Annotated in this window: 22 protein-coding genes; 7 read left to right on the forward strand and 15 right to left on the reverse strand. The window is 41.5% G+C overall.

Going from position 1 to position 21459, the window contains the following annotated elements; genetic code table 11:
* Positions 1-130: 130 nt before the first annotated feature.
* The 7 genes from EHS13_RS22055 to EHS13_RS22085 all read right to left on the reverse strand — a co-directional run bounded on the left by EHS13_RS22055 (position 131) and on the right by EHS13_RS22085 (position 5002).
* The gene (locus EHS13_RS22055) at positions 131-568 is read right to left on the reverse strand and encodes a MarR family winged helix-turn-helix transcriptional regulator (RefSeq protein ID WP_155702460.1); all 438 of its coding nucleotides are present in this window, start codon (positions 566-568) and stop codon (positions 131-133) included.
* Positions 569-702: 134 nt separating this feature from the next.
* Positions 703-1038, reverse strand: a complete 336-nt coding sequence (locus EHS13_RS22060) for a thioredoxin domain-containing protein (RefSeq protein WP_155702461.1) — start codon at positions 1036-1038, stop codon at positions 703-705.
* A 135-nt stretch (positions 1039-1173) separates the two neighbouring features.
* Positions 1174-1602 (reverse strand): organic hydroperoxide resistance protein, encoded by a 429-nt coding sequence (locus EHS13_RS22065; protein WP_155702462.1) that lies wholly within the window; start codon positions 1600-1602, stop codon positions 1174-1176.
* Positions 1603-2017: 415 nt separating this feature from the next.
* Positions 2018-2488: a cupin domain-containing protein gene (locus tag EHS13_RS22070; protein WP_155702463.1), complete on the reverse strand. Its 471-nt coding sequence runs from the start codon at positions 2486-2488 to the stop codon at positions 2018-2020.
* An 83-nt stretch (positions 2489-2571) separates the two neighbouring features.
* Positions 2572-3324, reverse strand: a complete 753-nt coding sequence (locus EHS13_RS22075; protein WP_155702464.1) for an SDR family NAD(P)-dependent oxidoreductase — start codon at positions 3322-3324, stop codon at positions 2572-2574.
* 222 nt (positions 3325-3546) lie between these two features.
* Positions 3547-3972 carry a MarR family winged helix-turn-helix transcriptional regulator gene (locus EHS13_RS22080; protein ID WP_155702465.1) on the reverse strand — a complete coding sequence of 142 codons (426 nt, stop codon included), beginning with the start codon at positions 3970-3972 and terminating at the stop codon, positions 3547-3549.
* Between the two features lie 67 nt (positions 3973-4039).
* Positions 4040-5002: a sigma-70 family RNA polymerase sigma factor gene (locus EHS13_RS22085; protein WP_162463201.1), complete on the reverse strand. Its 963-nt coding sequence runs from the start codon at positions 5000-5002 to the stop codon at positions 4040-4042.
* A gap of 481 nt (positions 5003-5483) precedes the next feature.
* On the opposite strand from EHS13_RS22085, the gene EHS13_RS22090 reads away from it, so the two are divergent.
* Positions 5484-6560 (forward strand): alpha/beta fold hydrolase, encoded by a 1077-nt coding sequence (locus EHS13_RS22090; protein ID WP_227013476.1) that lies wholly within the window; start codon positions 5484-5486, stop codon positions 6558-6560.
* Positions 6561-6654: 94 nt separating this feature from the next.
* Entirely contained in the window at positions 6655-6756 is a 102-nt protein-coding gene (locus tag EHS13_RS37580; RefSeq protein ID WP_155705472.1) for an AraC family transcriptional regulator, read from the forward strand.
* A 69-nt stretch (positions 6757-6825) separates the two neighbouring features.
* Here EHS13_RS37580 and EHS13_RS22100 read toward each other — a convergent pair whose 3' ends face one another.
* Together EHS13_RS22100 and EHS13_RS22105 are read right to left on the reverse strand one after the other, a co-directional pair.
* The gene (locus tag EHS13_RS22100; RefSeq protein WP_155702467.1) at positions 6826-8031 is read right to left on the reverse strand and encodes an ABC transporter permease; all 1206 of its coding nucleotides are present in this window, start codon (positions 8029-8031) and stop codon (positions 6826-6828) included.
* The gene (locus EHS13_RS22105) at positions 8024-8944 is read right to left on the reverse strand and encodes an ABC transporter ATP-binding protein (protein WP_155702468.1); all 921 of its coding nucleotides are present in this window, start codon (positions 8942-8944) and stop codon (positions 8024-8026) included. Before EHS13_RS22105 ends, EHS13_RS22100 begins: the two co-directional genes overlap by 8 nt.
* A 171-nt stretch (positions 8945-9115) precedes the next feature.
* Between EHS13_RS22105 and EHS13_RS22110 the strand changes: the two genes are divergently transcribed.
* Positions 9116-9421 (forward strand): hypothetical protein, encoded by a 306-nt coding sequence (locus EHS13_RS22110; RefSeq protein WP_227013477.1) that lies wholly within the window; start codon positions 9116-9118, stop codon positions 9419-9421.
* A gap of 134 nt (positions 9422-9555) precedes the next feature.
* Here the strand turns inward: EHS13_RS22110 and EHS13_RS22115 are convergent, their stop codons facing one another.
* Positions 9556-13257, reverse strand: a complete 3702-nt coding sequence (locus EHS13_RS22115) for an LAGLIDADG family homing endonuclease (RefSeq protein ID WP_155702470.1) — start codon at positions 13255-13257, stop codon at positions 9556-9558.
* Positions 13258-13468: 211 nt separating this feature from the next.
* Here EHS13_RS22115 and dat point away from each other — a divergent pair, with 211 nt between their 5' ends.
* On the forward strand, positions 13469-14299 hold the full coding sequence (gene dat, locus EHS13_RS22120) for a D-amino-acid transaminase (RefSeq protein ID WP_155702471.1): 831 nt from the start codon (positions 13469-13471) through the stop codon (positions 14297-14299).
* A 113-nt stretch (positions 14300-14412) separates the two neighbouring features.
* On the opposite strand, the gene EHS13_RS22125 is transcribed toward dat, so the two are convergent.
* Positions 14413-15252: a lipoate--protein ligase family protein gene (locus EHS13_RS22125; RefSeq protein WP_155702472.1), complete on the reverse strand. Its 840-nt coding sequence runs from the start codon at positions 15250-15252 to the stop codon at positions 14413-14415.
* A gap of 135 nt (positions 15253-15387) precedes the next feature.
* Here EHS13_RS22125 and EHS13_RS22130 point away from each other — a divergent pair, with 135 nt between their 5' ends.
* The 3 genes from EHS13_RS22130 to EHS13_RS22140 all read left to right on the forward strand — a co-directional run bounded on the left by EHS13_RS22130 (position 15388) and on the right by EHS13_RS22140 (position 19070).
* On the forward strand, positions 15388-17094 hold the full coding sequence (locus tag EHS13_RS22130) for a DEAD/DEAH box helicase (protein WP_193571548.1): 1707 nt from the start codon (positions 15388-15390) through the stop codon (positions 17092-17094).
* A 9-nt stretch (positions 17095-17103) separates the two neighbouring features.
* On the forward strand, positions 17104-17988 hold the full coding sequence (locus EHS13_RS22135; protein ID WP_155702473.1) for a YqhG family protein: 885 nt from the start codon (positions 17104-17106) through the stop codon (positions 17986-17988).
* Positions 17989-18140: 152 nt separating this feature from the next.
* The gene (locus EHS13_RS22140; RefSeq protein WP_155702474.1) at positions 18141-19070 is read left to right on the forward strand and encodes a hypothetical protein; all 930 of its coding nucleotides are present in this window, start codon (positions 18141-18143) and stop codon (positions 19068-19070) included.
* On the opposite strand, the gene EHS13_RS22145 is transcribed toward EHS13_RS22140, so the two are convergent.
* From EHS13_RS22145 to EHS13_RS36260, 4 genes are all read right to left on the reverse strand, one after another.
* On the reverse strand, positions 19067-19267 hold the full coding sequence (locus tag EHS13_RS22145) for a YqzE family protein (protein ID WP_155702475.1): 201 nt from the start codon (positions 19265-19267) through the stop codon (positions 19067-19069). The two genes, EHS13_RS22140 and EHS13_RS22145, sit on opposite strands and share 4 nt — an antisense overlap.
* Before the next feature lie 87 nt (positions 19268-19354).
* Entirely contained in the window at positions 19355-20371 is a 1017-nt protein-coding gene (locus EHS13_RS22150) for a MerR family transcriptional regulator (protein ID WP_155702476.1), read from the reverse strand.
* Between the two features lie 111 nt (positions 20372-20482).
* Positions 20483-21070 carry an RpnC/YadD family protein gene (locus EHS13_RS22155; protein WP_155702477.1) on the reverse strand — a complete coding sequence of 196 codons (588 nt, stop codon included), beginning with the start codon at positions 21068-21070 and terminating at the stop codon, positions 20483-20485.
* Entirely contained in the window at positions 21067-21345 is a 279-nt protein-coding gene (locus EHS13_RS36260) for an RpnC/YadD family protein (protein WP_227013478.1), read from the reverse strand. Before EHS13_RS36260 ends, EHS13_RS22155 begins: the two co-directional genes overlap by 4 nt.
* Positions 21346-21459: the final 114 nt, after the last annotated feature.

The following is a 21459-nucleotide window of genomic DNA, read 5'->3' on the forward strand; positions in this document are numbered from 1 at the left end:
TTTTAATAAGAAACACGAAATGTAAGCCTGCAGTAATAGCAGTATTTTAGTCTCATATGCCCGTATTTACTAAGCGAGCAGATTATCTCAATGAATCTGCTTACTGTCTAACCAAGTGATACTTCTTTAATCAGGCATAAAAGTTAATTCCAACAACGTCATCCATCATATTCCTCATTGACTTTGCAAGTTCAGAGCCAAACTGCTTTTCGAATTCAGCCTGAGCTCGATCCCAACCTTTTATTCCTATGGCAATGCGGTTGAGCCCTTCGTCGGTGATTGACACGATTCTAGCACGCCGATCACGTTCGCTTACTTGAATACTTACCAAACCATCACGCTCCAGTGGCCGAAGATTATGTCCAATCGTGGCACGATCCATTGTCATAAGTTCAGCGAGTTCTATCATCGTCTGCGGCCCCCGTTGCTTGAGATAGCCTAAAATGGAGAATTGAGTAGCTCGTAACCCTGATCCCGACTCTGCCAAACAGGCGTCGTAGAAGCGTGTAATATGACGTGATGCGCGTCTCAATTTTGTACAGTTGCAGAACTCCATATTGGTGAGCATTAATTTTACACCTCCATAACCTAGTTTGCCCCTTTATAAAGTTTATTTTAGTCTCATATGCACGTAAATGCAAGAGGAAAAACATCGCAATTAACGCGAATATCGGCTTCTTTGACCTATATGGACGATACCCGTTACACGCAAGAATCACCCATGGTTGCATAGCTTATGATATGTTGCTGCAAAACTTCTTTACTTTGCTGCCCAACCCATGTCTCCACTTTATATCCATCTTTAAACAGCATTATGGTTGGAACGCTCGACACACCGTATTCAGCTGCAAGTTCTTTTTCCTGATGGATATCAACCTTAGTAACGGTAGCCTGATATCTTACTTCTTGAGCCAGCTTCTCATCAATGAGAAGCTGATCTTGACAGGATTTGCTGCTAGTCTCATAAAAGTCTACGAGTGTGATCCCATGATCGGTCTGTCCCCTAAAAGTTTCTTTTCTTAATGAATGAATTTCCATTCTGTAACCTCCTCAAAATTAATTTGTTGTTTATATTTCAAAGACTGACCCATCGGTATAACCAACAATCAGTTATGTGGCTTTAAGATATTGAAAACCCCGCTTTCGGCAAGCGGGGGTTTGTGAAATGATACGTTAGCCAATCACATTCGATATGACTTCGATATTGCCTTGAGTTGCTCTGGCATAAGGACAAACTTTATGGGCTTCGTCGACAATTTCCTGAGCCACACTGATATCTACGCCTTTTACTGAAATGTCGAAATGAACTGCAAGTACATAGCCGTCATTCGCATCCTTACCGAGTGAAACATTTGAAGCGATTGAGATTCCTTCTGTTTTAATTCCTTTTTTCTTAATAATGGTTCCCATTGCACCTTCGAAGCATGCAGCAAATCCAGCAGCGAACAGCTGCTCCGGATTGACTCCGTTACCTGGGCCGCCTAGCTCCTTCGGATATCTCAAGTCCAAGTTAAGATTACCATCGCTCGAAACTGCTTTACCTTCTCTTCCACCTTCAACATTTACAGTAGCCGTGTACAATTTCTTTTCCATTGTTATCATAGTAACATCTCCTTTTTTGACTGGTTTATTTTTTACATTTTGTGCGTAACTTATCCAAAAATATTCGTTATAACTTCGAATATAGCCGCATGTTGCTTTGGCATAAGGGCAAATCTGGTGAGCTTCCTCGACTATTTCATGAGCCAACTTAGTATTTAACAATCTGAACCGGATGTGATTCAATCACTTTTACAAGCAACACCTCCTAAACATTTGTTGACTCTTCGCATAAATTAATTTTAGTCTCATATTCCCCTAATTGCAAGAGGAAGAACTTGGTCTACTTAAAAAAAACTTACACTTAAGAGAAAGTGAATCCCTGGTCTATGCTGACTAGGAGACTTTTTCTTAGTTGTAAGCTTTTCTATTAATTAGGAGAAATACGATTTAGATTATATTAATATAGCTTTAATACTTATTTTTGTTCAACGAGTAATGGTGGCCCGATAATCCAAGTGTCATAGTTTTCTGACAGTTCTTTCCAGCCTTCTGGTGGTGTACGGCCAATTTTTGTGAAAAAGTCATCTATTCCGCCAGGAGCGAAGGTAAAAAGAATTCGTGCCGTATCTGTGCCAATATTGGCCCAGGCATGAGGTACGCCGCGAGGGACGACAACGCTTGTCCCAGGGGTAACATCAAATTCATCATCGCCGCAATGAAAGCGAAATGTGCCTTCCAAAATTTCGAAAATTTCTTCCCGGTCCTTATGATAATGTTTCGGGGGACCGCTCAGCGCAGGTACACGGGCTTCCATAATAGTAACTGCCCCGCCAACCTGATTGCTATGGATACGTATTGCCATTTGCTCTCCAGGCATTGTATCAAACCATTCTAAATCCTTGCTGTTATTGATGACCGCGCTTGGTGTTCCGTTGTTCTGGCTCATAAATTTATAAACTCCTCTAATATTGATTTATTTAAATCGACTTAAATCCACAGGCTTTTACTATATAAGATTCGAAGCTTGCATTAAATTTGTGCAAAGCCACCGTCTACTTGAATGTCGGCACCGTTAATGAAACTTGCAGCATCCGAAGCTAGGAAAGCAACTACAGCCGCGATTTCAGCTGGCTGACCATTCCGGCCTAGAGGAGTTAAAGTGCTAAGATAATCGTAAAAACCGCCGACCTCTGCCTCAGAACCCGCAAGACCAGCGAGACCCGGGGTTTCGGTATTACCTGGGCTAATTGCATTAATACGAATCTTCCGCCCCTTGAGATCCTGAATCCAGCTTCTTGCCAGATTGCGAATTGCAGCTTTAGTTGCAGAATAGATACTCAGTCCCCCCATTCCCTTGATACCAACAATAGAGGCCATTAGAATGATGCTCGAGCCTTCAGTCAACAACGGCAGCGCTTTTTGGACAGTAAACACCAAACCTTTGACATTGATGTCGAAATGACGGTCGTAATGAGATTCCGTAATTGCTTCTAAAGGTGCTCCTTCTGCAATCGCGGCGTTAGCGAAAAGGATATCCACCTTGCCTTTTTCTTCCTTGACGACACTATATAACTTATCTAAATCGGCAAGGTTCGTAACGTCTCCTTGTACCGCAGTAACGTTATGCCCAATCTCGGATACTGCTGCATCTAGCTCGGCTTTGCGCCGACCAGTAATGAATACATACGCGCCTTCGGCGACGAATTTCTTTGCAGTTTCTAAACCGATTCCTGAGCTTCCACCAGTAATAACGGCAATCTTGCCTTCTAATAATTTTGTCATAATTTTTTTTGCTCCTTTTTATTTGAATTTTGTTTTGAATGATTGTAAATCCCCTGCCAGGTCCGTCTGTTCCAACAAAAAGTGGCTATTTGAAGGTACATCTTACTTTCTAATCAGATCTACTAGAAGTATCTTTAAATGTGTATATGCACATTTTAAGATACTAATTAACCACAAAGTCTACTTTTATGCTTAACATTACCCATTACAAGGGGACTTGCTTCAAATGCCCCCTGTAATGCTTAACATATCGCTTCGAAGAGCACGTGCATGCTCAGGACCAATATCCGTTTCGTATTCGATTTGAGCAGCTTCCCATAAAGGTTTAGCCTCTTGGATCTTAAGGCTTCCACTTTGCGATAAAGAAAACATGTGCCGACGTGGTTCGTCAGGATGACGAGTGCTTATCAAGCATTCAAGTAACTGAAGCGGCTTCAACGCACGAAGTAATGTAGTGCGATCCATCAACAACAAGTCTGCTAACTCATTCATGGTCAATTCCTTATGATGTTCGATTAGTGACAGTATTGCCAATTGAGTCGCAGTAATTCCTGAAGGAGCAAGATGCCTTTCATAAATCTTGGATATATGCCGGGTTAATTGACGGGAGACGACACAGTGACAGGTTAAAGGTTCAAGTTCATTCATGTATTTAATATAAGTGTGTTTATGCACAAATGCAAGTTTTATTTTTAAATAGCTCTAATGATTAGAACTATTCGTTGTTTGCACCGAATGCGATTTGGTATCCATTATTATCACGAATTGTAACTTCACTCCATCTTTCTGTCCAATGTGGTCCATTAACAATTTCAACGCCTTTAAATTGAAACACCTCAACCAGATGCCTTAATCCTTCTGGATCTGTGTAACAGAAGGCGTCGAAATATAAACCGCCAACAGCCGCTGAAAACGGCCGAACATCTATGTTTTGTTTAACCTCATGCAGAATGAATGTAGCTCCCCCATAATTCATATGTATATGACCACCGATGTCTTCAGAGACGAACCCTATTTCTTCATAAAAATTAATCGATTCCTCAAGACTTGCAACCAGGAAAACGACGGAAACATTTTTGATTCGTGCCTTTACTTTTCCTATGAAGGCTTCACCCAATTTTTTCTCATTAGCTGCGTTTTCAACCAACTCTATCAACTCCTTTTTTAGTAATGCCTTTGATCTTCTTAAGCGACTTTCTACTGTCGGAACAGGTATTTCCAGCAACTTACTTATCTCCCTGGCATTAAACCCTCCAATAAAATACATCAAAGTAATGAAGCGGTATTTTTTATCTAGAACGGATACCGCTCGCCATATCGTCTCAGAATCGGATTTCCGATTGATAATTTCTTCTAATGTTACCTCATCCGGAATATCGAACGCTTCGTTTAATGGCATTTCCAAAATTTTATGTTTCCTTAATCGATCGTTACATAAATTTCTCGCAATACTAATGACCCACGCACCAAATTTACTAGGGTCCTTCAACTGATCAATGTTAAACCAAGCTTTTACAAAAGCATCTTGCGCAATATCTTGGGCGGCATGGAAATCATTCAAGATACTATACGCCACACTGTAAATTGCATTGGAATACTTTCGCACAAGCACTGAATAGGATTGTTGATCACCGTAGATTGATTTTTTAATATGTTCAATCTCTGTTTGAATCTCCAATTTTTCACCCCCTCTGTTAATAAGACGTGAACCAGATCCAAAAACATTCATTTAAACTCAAATATTTCTTCTACAATACAATTTAATTAAATACTTAAATAAATTCAAAGTAGATTATTTCTGTTGAACATATCTGTCCAACTCTATTATCTAGTCTAATACTTTTTTATCTTCAAGCACAAACCTTAGATCCTGTCTTTTGTACAGTATGATCTTAATTTTATAATGGATATCATTCAAAAAGGGAAAGGTATAAAAGGTGCCTTACTTTGGAAATCTATATTATCCCAAGTTTCAGTGGATAAGCAATGGGGACAACCTGTCTCTGGTGGCTTTCCAGCGGCTACAATGTTTACAACTTCGTTGAGATTGAAGAACTTCGTTTTCCGACAAACGCCGTGAATATATTTGTTGATTGATCTCAGCAATTTCTCGGTTTAGAAAAAAATGAAAACCATGAATTTAATATGGAGGGATTGTTATGTACATAAAAAAATCAAAGTTATTTGCCAAATTCATGACTATTACGATGATTATGGCGCTGATGCTTCTTTCAGCTTGCGCAGGAAACAACAAGCACCAAGATAGAGAGAACGCAACAGATAAGAATCCGATTAAAATTGTTTCGAACTCAGGCAATGACCAGGCAAAAAACAAAGATTATTCTGATGAGGAGCTTGTCAAAAAACTTCCAGGATTCAAAAATGGTACCAAAAAGGTAAATGGAATAACGATTCACTATGTTGAAGGTGGTAAGGGTGAACCGCTATTCCTTCTCCCAGGCTGGCCGGAAACATGGTATGCGTTTCACAAAATTATGCCCGCTCTAGCTGAGAAATATCATGTTTATTCCGTTGATTATCGTGGAATGGGGAGTTCCGACAAGCCTGAATCAGGCTATGATAAGAAGACAATGGCTTCAGATATTTATGCCTTGGTCAAAAAGCTTGGCTATGAAAAAATTAATTTAGCAGGACATGATATCGGAGCCCCGGTTGCTTATGCTTATGCAGCCATGTACCCCCAAGCCACGAAAAAACTAGCCATGATGGATGCTTCTCATCCAAACGACAACTTTCTGAAAATCCCGATCTTACCGCCGCCCGGAGTGTACGATGTTGATAATCCTGATCGCGCAAAGTTTTATTGGTGGTTTGCATTCAATACCATACCAGAATTGCCTGAGCAATTGCTGCAAGGAAAACAGTTGGATATCGCTTACAATTGGCTCTTTGATTATTTAGCCTATGAAAAAGGCGCTATTACCAAAGAGGAAAGAGCGATCTATATTGCTGCATATGCAAAACCTGGGGCACTTCGCGCAGGTAATAATTGGTATAGAGCATTCAGGCAAGATATTGAAGATTTGAAAACTTATAAAAACCTGTCAGTGCCAGTTCTTGGTATTGGGGGCGTGTCCGGTTATAAAAATCTTGATCTATTTTTACATGCGCATGCAACTGACCTTAAATTAGTGAAACTAGATAAATGCGGACACTGGATCGCAGAGGAGAATCCGCAAGAAACCATTAAATTGTTTAAGGAGTTTTTCAGTTAACTGTCCCTAGGAAACTAAAACATGTGATATTCCAATAATTGATTAGAAAAACGGAGCTGCGAACCCGCATAACTCCGTTTTTGTTGTACCATTTATCTCCGAGCTTGTTGGTTATATCGATAAGCATTATTTCAGTCGTATTTTTAAGAATTCCGAGGGTATTACACCTACAGAATACAGTGCATTACCCAAATAGAAATAGGATTTTAGCCATATTGGAGCAATGAGTAAATGGGAAGCAAGTAGATGCACGCTTCCCAATTTATTACGCTAGAATATCCCGCTTTTTAAAAATATAATGACCAATCGCATACATACCGATGATCCATACTGCTGAAATTAGCAAGCTTTGGTTCAATTCCATCGAAAACCCTGCACTCCGAGAGAAATCGCCCGTCCATATATCCGGTAAATTGAAATTCGGAGTCAAGAAGAATTTCAGTATGTCCGTACCTCGCATGGCCTCTATAATGATAGTACCTATTATGATTATAGCAATGGATATCCCTGTACTAACCGCTGCAGAGCGGACCAATACAGAGCAGAAAAAGCCTAAACCGCACATGCCAATGGTTGATAACAACGTAAGCAGCATGGAATTAATTGCAAAAGAGCGCTTGGAAATAACTGTGGCATCCTCTGTTTTGGCAGCCATTTGTTGGCCGATTGTGCCGTCATCCTTCACAGCATTGACTTGCTCATATTTAATCCCAACTACTTTGGGATTCTCTGCACCATGTGTGCCAAAAAAGGCAAGCAGTCCTCCTGTTAGCGCACCTAAAATAAGAATATGGATGCAAATTGCCCCAACGACAGCCGTTACATATTTAGCAAACAGAATTTTCACTCTTGAGGCAGGGCGAGTCAAAAGCAGCTTAATGGTGCCACCAGTTTGTTCTCCAGAGACCATATCTGCTACAAGCAACACACATAATAGAGGGATAAACAACATCGTACCTACATCGAGAAAATCTTCGATGGCATCCCAGGTAGACAAAGAATGATTCGTATCCTTTACAGGATGGATAAGCATATATTCTGCCACAAGCAGTTGAATTTGCATTTCTCCTTTCTGCACAGCCTGATCAGGCAGCAATGCAGCTATGGAAGCCTTGAGCTCATCAATATTTTTCTGTATATCCGCCTGGGTCGGTGGATTTTGGTTTACATCTTTTCCAATATTCGCTTTATTTTCCTTCATATCTTCAAGCTGTTCCTGCAACATCTTCTTCTGCTCTTCATTCAGATTCTTATCTGTATCTAGCTGGAATTGAACCCGTTTGATTTGACTATCCATCATTTGGTGCTGAGTAGCCGGGTCGTTATAGTGCTTGTTGTTCTGTTCATCATGATATCTCGCATAAGTATAAAAACTAATGAGTGCTAAGCCAAGCAATAAAACAACGATAAACCGTTTGCGCCGGATCAGCTTGATCCATTCGTTCTGAAAAATTCGGATAAACTCAAGCATGCTCAGGCCCTCCAGTCATCGTTAAGAAGACATCCTCCAGAGAGGATTTCTGTACTTCCAGCTTGAAAATTTGTACATTAGCTTGCAATAGGCTGTCTAGAATCGGGTTCAATACCTTCGGCGGCTCTTCAAGGATCAATTGCCCCAGATTTTCATGGCGCAATTCAAGCTCAGGATGTGCAGTCTTCAAACAAAGTAAGGCCTTGTCCACCGAATCCACATGCAAAATAAGCCGATTGAACTTCGACTGACTGCTCAGCTCTGCCAAAGTTGCTGTCGTTATCCATTTGCCCCGATGGATGACACCAACGCGATCGACAATCTGTTCGAGCTCTGCCAACAGATGGCTGGATATGAGTATGCTTGTGCCCTGTTTGGCTAAATTGAGCAGAAGCTGGCGAAATTCGCGAATACCGCTTGGATCTAATCCATTCGTCGGCTCATCCAATATCAATAGGGCCGGATTATGCAGCAAAGCTTGACCAAGACCCAACCGCTGCCTCATGCCCAATGAATATCTTTTTACCTTTTCGCCGATTCGCTCTTCTAAACCTACTAATTTAACAATCTCCGCAATTCTCGCTTCATTGATTGGGCCAGACAGCCTCGCAAACTGACGCAGGTTTTCCAACCCGCTAAGGTATGGATAAAGCTCCGGATTCTCAACAATAGTGCCCACGTTTTTCAAAGCATTGCGGTGATCTCTCTGAATATCATGGCCACATATGGAGATGGTGCCTTCTGTGGAGCGGGCAAGTCCTACTAGCATTCGGATAGTAGTTGTTTTACCGGCTCCGTTTGGTCCGAGCAGACCGAAGATCTCACCTTTCTGAACACTAAAAGAGATCTTATTAACAAGCATGCTCTCGCCAATTTTCTTGCTTAACCCATTAACCTCTAAAACCAATGACATGCTCTACTCCCTCTCATCATAAAATAGTTTAAGGACTTTTCACTTAACTAAATATAAGTAAAAAATCTTAATTATGATGTAGTGGAAATCTTAATTATTTCTTAGCTTTTCTACATGTGTTATTTATATATCAATAAATCCCTTTGCAGCCTTTCCTATTTGTTTAACACGATGAAATATAACTCCTATTTCTCTGCAAAGCGTAGGTTTCGCAATAGGGATCATATCAGCTCTTTGAAGTTGTACATTTCAAAGAGTGTTTTCGAGATAATGGTAGCTCCCACTCCAGACCGCACGAATCCAATTAAGATTCTATCGTATTTGTTTCATGAGAGGCTGCAATTTGAAGCCAGCAGTTTTGCTCAAGGAAGCACAGAATGTGCCAAGACAGTAAAAAACTTTAACCCGCAACGAATAGATTCGTTCTGGTTAAAAGCTTCTCTACAACCAAGCTTATTTCTCGAAAATAAGCTGTAGCTCGACTGTCAGATTATTCTCCGTAACCAGAACTCTCAGGATTCTTAGTAGTTTCCACAGTCTCGGTTACAGAGCTGACTTCAGTCTGAGGATGTCTACACACAAAAAAAAGGCCTCTCAGCCTTTTTTTCATCTCAACACTTACTATACCCGCAATTACTGCACGTTTTACAACCTTCTATATTGATCAATGAAATAGATCCGCAGGATGGACATATATCTTTGCTCGAAGTACTGGACGTGTGTACACTTGGAACAGTTACATCATAATCCAGTGTGGCTGCTTCGGGTGCTGTCGGGTTATGAACAACCGAAACATATCCGTTATTGCTGCCTTCATTATGGAGCTCTAATGATTTAGCTACTGCATCCGCAATGGATTCAACGCGGTTAACTCCAAAGCCTATTGCACCTGAACCGCCAATACCTTTAAGATGTTTAATCAGCAAGTTAACTTTATTGCCGTGATCTCCATAACGGAGGAACAAGGAGCAAACTCGGCCTAACGCTTCGGACATTGCGAAGACGTCGGAACCTGCTTTACCTACATTCAAGAAGATTTCACTTGGAATGCCGTTTAAATCATTAATTGTGATATAAGCCATTCCGAATGGTGTGTTTACTTTGTAAGTTGCACCTCTCAGAATTTGCGGACGACTTTTATATTGCTTGTCGTGAATTTCCTGATTTTTAATGCTAATATTCGCTGAAGCTTCCTCAGCAGCTAATTCTTCTTCGGGTAAGGCGGCAGCTACAGCCGATTCTTTTTCAGCTGCTTTTTTCTCGGTGGAAAGCACTTGGACATCACGGCTACCATCACGGTAAATCGTCACTCCCTTGCAACCTAGGTCAAAAGCAAGCTCATACAATCGTGCAGTTTCTTCTACGGTGAAGTCTGCTGGACAATTTGCCGTTTTGGAAATAGAGCTGTCCACCCATGTTTGAATAGCTGCTTGTACACGAATATGATCCTCAGCCGATAGAGACATTGATGTTACATAGTAATCCGGCAGTTCTTGATTAGGGTGCTTATCCAACCAATTCTGCGCAATCGGCACTAATTGTTTATCATAACCCAAGCGACTTTGACGGAAGTATTCAAAAGCGAAATAGGGTTCAATCCCTGTCGATGTTCCGACCATCGTTCCTGTACTGCCAGTTGGTGCTTGAGTAATTACAGTAACATTGCGCATGCCTTTTTTCTCAATCGCTGCTCCAACTTCTGGATATATTTTGACCATATTTTTCATAAAGCCGCTTTGGAGAAATTTATCCAGCTTGAAATGCTTAAATGAGCCTTTTTCTTCAGCAATCTCGGCTGAGGCGATATAGGCTTCTTTGGCCATATAGCCATAAAGCTTATCCAAAAAAGTGAGTGATTCTGGGCTGCCATAGCGAATTTCTAGCTTTATCATCAACTCAGCAAGTCCCATTGTTCCTAAACCTACTCGACGTTCTCCTTGTTGATTCTCTTTATTTTCCTCAAAATGATACGGTGTCTTATCGATAACATTATCTAAAAAACGTGTGGAATAACGCACCACCTTTCCGAGCTCATCCCATGCTACATCTTGTTTGTCAGCATCATAGAATTTAGAGAGATTAACTGCAGCCAGGTTGCAAACTCCCCATGCTGGTAGGCCTTGTTCTCCGCAGTTGTGAGCTACAACCCCATTAGCAATCAAAGAATGAGTCGCTGGCTCATTGACATCGTAAACCATTACCGCCTCACCTTCTGTAATGATTTTTACTTGAGAGATGAATTTCTCGCTTTTACGTGATGGACGTGCGATTCTTTCCAATGCTTCTTGCTTACGATTTAATAATGAGAACCCGATCTGCATCTGAAACTCAAGAATGTTATTGCCACTCAGAATTAACTCGAAGAATCCTTTAGATTCATATGACTTATCGACTCCATCGATTGTGCGATAAGTAAATTGAGCTTGATTATTCTTGGCTCGACTATAGATATGTCCATGGATCCCAAAATTAAGCAACAACAATTGAACATCTTGAAGCAATTTACGTGAAGCGGATGTAAGTCTAACTGATCGGTGCATTTCATCATTCTCATATACGGTTCCATCAGCACTGAATAATCCTTGGATAAATGCAATTACGGTTTCACGAGTAGAAGTAAATAATGCAGCTGGGACCTCTTTTTCTGGAGCTTTTACTTGTTTCACACCAAGCTTTAGCAGCTGGTCTCTAAAATGTTTTTTCCACCAATAAACTTGCTTCGTTCCGCCTTCTCTTTCGAATACTTTAGCTTCCGTTCCTGTTAATCTTAGTCCAATTTCAACCATTCGGGCTACGACTTCTTCATCCTCTTTGCCAAAAACCATTCCAATATCTCCACGCTGTGAAATCCAGCCGTCCCCAGTAAGCCATCCAAGAAATAAGCCCCAATCTCTACCCAGCTCATCTTCTGCTGCAAATTGCCCTGCTCCAGATTGGATGTATACTTGATCCTCATAAGTTAAATCCTTGGCTTCTTTCCAACCTAATTGTGTAAGGATTCGGTGATCAGGTGTAACTTTAAGCTCCATCCCATTTGCTAATTCTATCTTCAGAGTTTGTTTAACCCCAGTTGGAAAAACACGAGCCCTCCGCATAGTTGTGCCTGGGACTGCATAGGAACGCCCATTAACCACTTGAACTTCATTCATGATTCGATCATCCGTAGCTGCCAAAAAATGTCCCATGCCCACTTTATTAAATAGGTCATCAATCCGAATTAAACCAAATTCAGTTGAAATGCGAGTATCTGCATGAAAGCATGGATTAGTACAAATAATCGGGTTAAAATACCAGCTATTAGACATCTCATTATATCGCTCCATAAAAACCACACCGGGCTCGGCTGATTTCCAAGCTGACTCGATGATTATTTTCCATACCTCGCGTGCTTTTACGGTTTGAATGAGCTTGACCGCTTTACCCAGTGCCTTCCACTTTTCGAGGCTGCCGTCCCACAGTGTATTGTAATCTGCATCATTCGTGTCTGGGAAAACCAAATCCCAATCCAAGTCCTCTTTGACCGCTTTCATGAAACCATTACTTACGCAAACAGATAAGTTAGCATTGGTAACTTGTCCAGCCGTTTGTTTGACGGTAATAAAGTCGACTAGATCGGGATGCCAATCATTGATCATCAGCATTAATGCTCCGCGGCGACTACCACCCTGCTCGATCAAACCAGTAGCATAACTAAATAATCCTCCCCATGAAACAGCACCACTTGATGCACCATTGACTCCTTTAACAATTGCTCTCCGTGGTCTTAAAGAGGAAAGATTAATCCCCACTCCACCACCGCGTGCCATGATTTCAGTCATTTCAGTTAATGTTTTCATAATCCCGCCACGACTGTCTTGTGGAGATGGTATTACATAACAATTAAACAGTGTTAATTCATCACTCGCATCCGCACCAGCAGCAATACGTCCTCCAGGCACAAGCTTCCAATCCTGCAAAATATATTTGAATTTATCGGTCCATTCCTTTTGTTTCTCGGGAGTAAATTCTACAGATGCCATTGCTCCAGCCAGACGCTTCCAGAGCTGGTCTGGTGTTTTTTCTTTGGTCAAAGTAAGCTTCTCAATGGTTGTTTCGATAATATCGCCACTGCTAAGCTTTATTGAAACTCGATTGCCTTCGCGTTTAATGACTTCTCCAACTTCTTTAGCCGGAAATTTGGCATCGTCTTTAGTTAAAGCTAATACCAGATCGCCAACCTTGGTATTATTGGTATCTGCATCCTTTAAAGCATAACGATCGAGAAAAATCTTTTCGCTTAATCCTTCTAATCTCGTGGTCTGCACAGTATCCATAAGAACATCCTCCCACAAACTATATCTTGTATATTATTTCTATTATACTCCTCTATATAGTGCATATCGATAAAAATTTAGACGATTTAGACAATTTGAGAGGCTATTCTCTTCTATTATCTTGCATTCTCTCTTGCTATCAAGCTTTTTTATTTCACAGTCTTATGATCAAATGGTACAATATTGATTATTGTTTCATTGGAGGTTGCTTATGATACTATTTCAGGATCAAATCGTTGAAAAATCATCGATTCACATTTCGCCAGACGATCGAGGCTACAATTTTGGTGATGGTGTTTACGAGATGTTTCGGGTTTATAAGGGTGAGCTTTTTGCCAAAGAGGCGCATTTCGCAAGATTGATTCGAACAGCGGAAGCAGTCCAAATTCAGCTCCCTTATTCCATTGAGCTTCTAGAAGAGAAGCTAAATTCGTTACTGCAAGTAGAAAAGATTATCGAAGGCACTGTCTATCTGCAGATTACCCGGGGAGCAGCGCCAAGAGCACATGCATTCCCGCTAAAATCAGAGCCAGTTGTTTACGCCCATTGTAATGAAGTTAAACGCCCCGTACATATAATGAAGCAAGGGATTACTGTGAAAATAGTAGCCGATATTCGTTGGCTGCGCTGCGATTTAAAAACACTCAACTTACTACCAAACGTGCTCGCTAAACAAGAAGCGCTTGATGCCGGAGCAGATGAAGCCATTTTACATCGGGATGGTTTAGTCACAGAATGCAGCCTGTCGAACGTGATGATGGTCAAAGATGGAGTCTTGCATACTCATCCTGCTAACAATCTGATTTTGCATGGTGTCACTAGAGCTATTGTGTTAGCTTTAGCCAGAGAACTGGAGCTGCCCATTTTGGAGGAGCCTTTTACTTTGGATGCACTGCGTTCTGCAGACGAGGTATTTATTACGGGAACTACCGTGGAAGTTACTCCAGTGGTTGCGATAGATCAGCAAAAAGTAGCCGATGGTGTTATCGGCCCTATAACGGAGCGGCTTCAAGAAGCGTTTGAGTTGAAATTTCTGAGTTAGTTACTTACAACCAAGCTATCTCCCCGTTAAAATACATTTAAAACCACTAAAAAACAAACTTTTAGTGGTTTTAAATACAATTATTCAAACTACACATTATTCGTTATCAGCCACTACTTCCGCATATTCCACTCCGTAGTTCCATACTTTTCAACCATCAGCTGTTCTGCCAAAGCAACCTCATACTCCGTTGGTTCTGCCGCTTCAAACTGCACATCCATCCCCTCAGCAAAGCCTTGCTGAAAAGCCGCTTCCGCCTCATCCAATGTCACTCGGCTCAACCCAAGCTCGCTGCGCAATGTATTAATCGCTATAGCTTTGCTGTGAAAAGACTTCTGCATGCGCTGTCTCACCGCATCATTAGGAAAGCGTAACAGATCAAAGAGCTGATCCACATCCAGCTCCAATAAAACCGAGCCATGCTGCAGCACGGCGCCTTTATGTCGCATTTGCGCACTGCCCGCTACCTTGCGCCCTTCAACGACAAGCTCGTACCACGATGGTGCATCAAAGCAAGCTGCGGAAGTCACTGCATTAGCCTCGCGCTTAGCCCCACTCTCCAGCTGCATCATCTGAGCATCTAATCCGAGCTTGATAAACCCTCGCAGCAAGCCTTCACTTAATACTCGATAAGCTTCCGTAACCCCGCTTGGCATACCTGGATAATTCTCGGCAACAATAATACTATAAGTTAATTCTTGATCATGCAGTACTGCTCGACCGCCTGTAGGCCGCCTGACAAAACCAATCCCCAGTCGATCCGCTGCCTCCAAATCTACCTCTGCTGCCGCTTTTTGAAAGTAGCCTATGCTTAAGGTTGGCGGATTCCAGCCGTAAAACCGCAAGGTTGGCGGAACCTTTCCTTCACTATGTGCCACTGTTATCGCTTCATCCATTGCCATATTGTACGCTGGGCTACCTAGCCCCGAACGAATAAATCTCCATGTCTCCATTTTGTTTTCCTTTCTTGCTGTAAGTTATGAAATGCCTGCAATTGGATCATACTATATTTTACGAGCGAATGCTCGGCTGAACCAGCAAACTCTCTAGAAATAGCTTAGCTCAGGTAATACTCAGGAGGTTGAATGATGGCGATTATGGCGCCGACCAAACGGCTAATGATTCAACAGGATCAGCCCTCTCTGCAATGGGATCGCAGTTGGGTAACAGAAATGCAAAATCGGATTGATCAGAATGGTCCCTGGGATGATTGGCAAATGTATCAGTTGGCTTATGAAGCTGAGCAGGCTCAGCTCATTGCTAGCTTTGACGAATTATTATGCCTCAAGCATATCCCGCAGCTGGAGCCTATGGCTCATCAAATTGATACTGCACGCAGAGTTATGCATGAAATGCGCGGTCGTGCAATCCTTGCCGATGAAGTCGGTTTAGGCAAAACCATCGAAGCCGGTCTTATTCTTAAAGAATATTTAATACGTGGTTTAATCCGCAAGGTACTGATATTGGTACCCGCTTCTTTAGTGCTGCAATGGGTGCGCGAGCTGAACCAAAAATTCGGTATCCCCGCAGTAGCACAGAAAAAACAATATATGTGGGAACAAAATGATATTGTAGTTGCTTCTATTGACACAGCTAAACGAGATCCGCACCGTGAAATCGTACTCAATATGGAGTATGACATGCTAATCATTGACGAAGCCCATAAGCTCAAAAACAAGAAAACAACCAACTATCAATTCGTCAATCAGCTCCACAAAAAGTATTGTCTACTTCTAACTGCAACACCTATCCAAAACGATCTTAGCGAAATATACAATTTAATTAATATTCTTAAACCTGGACAGCTCGGGGGGTTAAGTCATTTCCAAAGCAGCTTTGTCGTCGATAAAAGAATCCCAAAAAACGAGGATCTATTGCAGCTAGAGCTCGGCAAGGTCATGATTCGCAATCGCCGTAGCGATGGCGGCATTTCTTTCACTAAACGACATGTGCGCAACATTCCACTTACACTTTCAGAGGATGAGCAAGCTCTTTACGATGGTGTAACCAACTATGTAAAGGGGCGTTATCGTGAAGGCGGAGGCGATATTGTTAGCGCACTTTCGCTCGTAACACTGCAGCGTGAGGTTTGCAGCAGTCGAGATGCGGTATTCGTCACACTTGTCAATTTGTTTAAAAAGACAGCCGTTGACTCTCCGCTAAGAGCAGAAATCTGGGGGTTAGTCGAGAAAATCAAAAGCATCCAGTCCAATACCAAAGCCGATAAAACCCTTGAACTAGTTCAGGAAATTGGCGACAAGGTGATCATTTTTACGGAATATCGCGCTTCGCAGGAATATTTGTTGAAATTCTTTAAAGATCGCCAGATCACTGCGGTTCCATATCGTGGAGGGATGAGTCGCGGCAAGAAGGACTGGATGATGGATTTATTCCGCAAGCGAGCACAAATACTGGTCGCAACAGAAGCTGGTGGTGAAGGCATTAATCTGCAATTCTGCCACCATATGATTAATTTCGATCTGCCTTGGAATCCCATGCGGGTCGAGCAGCGAATTGGCCGTGTCCACCGTTTAGGTCAAACCCATGATGTCAAAATCTATAATTTATCAACGACAGGCACGATAGAAGAGCATATCGTTTCTCTGCTGCACGAAAAAATCAATATGTTCGAGCTGGTTATTGGCGGATTGGATGTCATTCTAGAGAAAATCGAAAAGAAGTCATCGCTCGAAAGCCACCTTTCGAAAATCATTCTAGAAGCAACTAATGACGCAGAAATCAAAACCAAGCTGAATGAATGGGGTGAGGCTTTTGTTGAAGCTACTAAGGGGTGAGCCGAAAGAATGAATGCAACGCAGATTGAAAGCTTTATGATGCAATATTTACAAGCTACTAATTGCCATATTATTGAAAAAGGCGTTGGTTACGTCACAGTCAAGCTCTCACCTCAAGCAGATAAAGAGCTCACTCAACGTTCCTACTATTGGGGTTTTGTTGAACGGATGGGGATTGAGCCAGAAACTATGACGTATTGCTTCATCTTTGACCCATTGAATAATACTTTGGAGCCGCCAGTAATGGGTGGTCCCGGTGTAATAGACTTCGCTGCGAGAGTTCAACGCCATGAGGTTAGCTTTGGTAGTCCTAGGTTGGGACAAGTTTTCCGCTCGGTTCATAACAAAGGGCGATGGATAAATTTGTTTGAGGCGTCTCCCGTTAATCCTCCCAAAGGCAAGCCACCTGTGGGATACAGCACTTGGCTTGGAATCAACTATAAAGTTGAGTTCACCTGTGATATGAAGCGCAGTGAGCTCCATTCGCTGGGTATCTCCTTAAACTCTGGTGAAATTGTCGAGAACTTTCACCAGACTCTTTTGAAGAAAAAGCTGTCGCCTCGCCTTCCCTTAAATGTACATCTTCAGCCTAAGCAAATGACCTTGCAGAAAACGGCTGCGCTAGCTGAGCAATATATGGAGAATAAGCTGAAAGTGTATGATCATAGCTGGGCAGTTGAGGCAAGGGAACGTTTAAAGGTAGAGCAAAGCCGAATGGATGATTATTACATTGAATTGTTGGCATCGCTTGAAGAGGAGCATAAAACTGAGGTTTCGGAGCAATATCAGAAACGTCAGCAAGAAATCAATTCACAATATCACCCGCGGATCGAAGCAGCTGCCATTAACTGCGGATTATTTCATCTCAAAATCCCCCAACTTAGCATCAACTGATGATTAACGCTAAGGACTTACAAATTCACCTGTTAAAGACTACATTTCGCCTACAACAAGCCAACAAATATTTTAGCAGCTCCCCTTTACAATAGAATTATACGATTGCTTGTGAATCGTGTCAGACCCTAATCCTGGAGGCGAAAGCTATCATGAAATTGGTTTTACTCTGGATTCCACTACTCATCATCAGTATGGTGGGATCTACAGACCACACACCTATCCCTTTGAATAACGTTGTTGATGGACAAGCTATACAAGTACCCCAAGATATATCTGATTCGACGAATTTAAAGAGTGCGATTAAAGCTTGGATAACTGTTCTAAGTGATGAAACTGGCTTTGATGCTTGGAAAAAAGCTAAATGGGAGAGCCTTCCCGTTGGTCCCGGTACCCATAGCTGGCTTGTTGTGATACGAAAAGATAGTCTCGAGGTTGGTTATCTTATTGTTGGTGCCATGGAAGATGGCAAGCATTATAAGCTTCTGGAATATGGACTTGGTCCTCAGCCTTTATTCAGCTTCAATACGCTGTATCAGTCGATGATGCAGCAAGCACTTATTGATCAATCATTTACATTAGCTGATTTTACAATTGACACAAGCTGGTTGAAGGAACGTTTCATTTTGAATACACTAGAGAATTTTTGGCGGGTATCTTACGGTTCAGAGGTTTATTATTTCGATGGCAAAACAGGTGAGAAGCTTATTACAGTCAATCAGCTTGATAATTCAGCTCAACTACTAAATTCTAGAGCATCAACAGAAGTAATTACTAATCTAAGCTCATCGCAGCTCAAAGAAAGCATCGTAACTCCAGCCTACGATCCCTTCGAGAAGCTTTCGTGGGTAAAAGGCAACCCACTTAAGGTTAAGACGTTAGCTGATTTAAAGCTTGCCATAAAAGCACATCCAAAGCTAACTTATATGAGCAAGCTATATAACCATTCTGTAATACATCCTTTTGCCCTGACCGGCTACCAGCTATGGAATGGTGATCAAATTTATATTGCTTTGGATGATGAAGGCGCACGTTACCTTCCTTTGTCCTCTTTACTCGAAGCAGGCGCTTTTTACCCTTAACGACGTTTTAGCTTTTTCTTGCGTTGATCCAGCCACATCGAGAACGCGAATGGGACCACTCCGAACCAGCGAGTCAACCAAGCTTCCTTGGAATTTCGCAGTTTGCGGTTCCGTTTGCGCTCTTCTTTAGGAGTGTCCATGTAATGAGCCACTTTTTCAGTAATGTACTGCACCAATTCCTCACCCTTATCGGCCATCCGATTCACCTCCGAGCTGTTTAACGAACATTATAGAGTTATTTTCCCCTAAAATGTTCTCCACTATACTCCTACAATCTCAGCTAATCAAGCTTTAATCGCATGAATAATATGCAGCAGAGAGTTGATTTGTTTATATTGAACCATAAATCCATGCTGATCGAACCAAGTGAGTAAATCGGCTAAGCTTGCATAAAATTTACCCGCTCCTGCTGCTGGTTTAATCTCATTCTCAGCTTCCGAATAAATTAAATCAGCCAGACAAAGCCGCCCGTTTGGTTTGAGCACACGTTCCATTTCTTGCAAAGATAACTGCTTCTGCTCATTAGTTAAATGATGAAATGCGAAGCTGCTCACTACAAAATCAAACTGATCATCCAAATAAGGTATCGCCAGAAAATTGCCTAGCTTAGTCTCCATATGTGGGAATTTAAGCCGACACTGCCGCAGCATTTCTTTGGATTGATCCACACCACACATTGTTATGCCGCTTGCCAGAAATTGTCCAGCCAGGTTTCCTGTCCCCGTCCCCAAATCCAATCCTACCTCACCTGTTTGTGGTGAAATGGTTTCGGCAACTGAGCTTAAAGCTTCCGCATAATCCTTGTACTCAGGATCCCTATCTTCATCTAGATTGGCTACTACTTGATCATGAGTAACCGCTCGTCCATCATAATCCCATTGATCCCGCCAGTTTTTTCGCACATTCCTTAAACGTTTAGATCCTTCCGCAAGCTCATATATGCCGCTTAGCGGTAAACTCTTTTCTTGCTTGAGCAAGTCGATCAATCCATCCGTGGTTGCAATCATCTGTTTATATTCCAACCATTGCGAGAACATCATTGATCTCTGAAGCTCTAGATAATATTGCAGCTCGTCATAATCGCCTCCTTCCATTTGCTCGAGTGCACTTTTGATGTCCTCTAAGTTCATTCCAACCTCTCTCAAAGCAATGATAGTCTGCAGGCGCCAAACCTCCTGCTCTGTAAAAACACGATATTGGTTAATTGCTTGCTTTTGCGGTGAGATCAAACCCTTTTCTTCGTAAAATCGAATAGCCCGCGCAGTCATATTCAACTTTTGCACAATTTCATTGATTTGCATATCATTCACTCCTTGTTACAACTCATTATAAACTATAACGTTAGGTGAAGGTAAAGCTAAAAAAAAAACCACCTTTAGGATTCTACCTTTAAGTGGTCATAACCAATTTATTTAGTTTAGATTTTGTTGCTTCTCGTAGGCTTCATTTATTAGTTTTCTTGTGTCCTCCAGCTGAGAGCTACGAAATAACTCATCTGTCAATTGCTCTAGAATTTCGAGATTGCTGAGGTTTTCAATTTGTAAGAGCATGTCTGTGCAATCCTCGCCAAAATGAGCCTTAACTAATTTGCTAATGAATTTACGCCCATATTCCAACTTGCCTTCTAGCTTACCTTCTAACTTTCCTTCTAGCTTACCTTTCAATTCCGCTGTCTTTTCCCAATTGGTCTTCAGCTCCATAATCTTTTCCTCCTCATCTGGTTCCAGCCTTTGTATTTCATTCTGAAGCTTTTGTTCCTCTATTTTGCTTAGCACTAAGTACGTATCAAAAAAACCAGTAATTAATCGCATTTTTGCAGGATCAAGCTTCAACCTCACGAGCATCCGCAAAAACTCAACCTTAACATATACACGTTCTTTTTTATTATACCTCATTTTGCTTAGTAATGCAGCAGCAACCGGGTTGTTTTGTTGGATATAATCACGCCATTTTTTCTTACGCAATTCAATTATACAATAATTAAAATTTAGAATTTTCATAAAAGAGAAAGACATATCAAGCTAGCTGGTTCATTCTTCAGAGGTTTATAACTAAAAATTGCAATTGGAATAATCCGCCTGCGATACTTTTCAAATAACCGGCTAAAGTAGATAAACATCCTCTCGGCAAATTTTTCTTGATATTGTGCTTGCGATTCAAAATGAACGATTATAAGCGCGTCTTCATTCTTAAGTCTCGTTTCAATCAATACATCTACTATTCGGCTTTCACCTAAAACAACATCTGTAAATACCTCCTCCGATAAAAAAGTCACATAATTGAAATCAATAGCCTCGTAAACCTCAGGAAAAAACAATTCCCATCCATAAATAAATTCACAACAAAAAAAGCACCAACCAAATCGCAGCTAATCTACGTTTGGCGGTGC

It is taken from the genome of Paenibacillus psychroresistens (assembly GCF_009728935.1).
Lineage (GTDB): Bacteria > Bacillota > Bacilli > Paenibacillales > NBRC-103111 > Paenibacillus_AC > Paenibacillus_AC psychroresistens.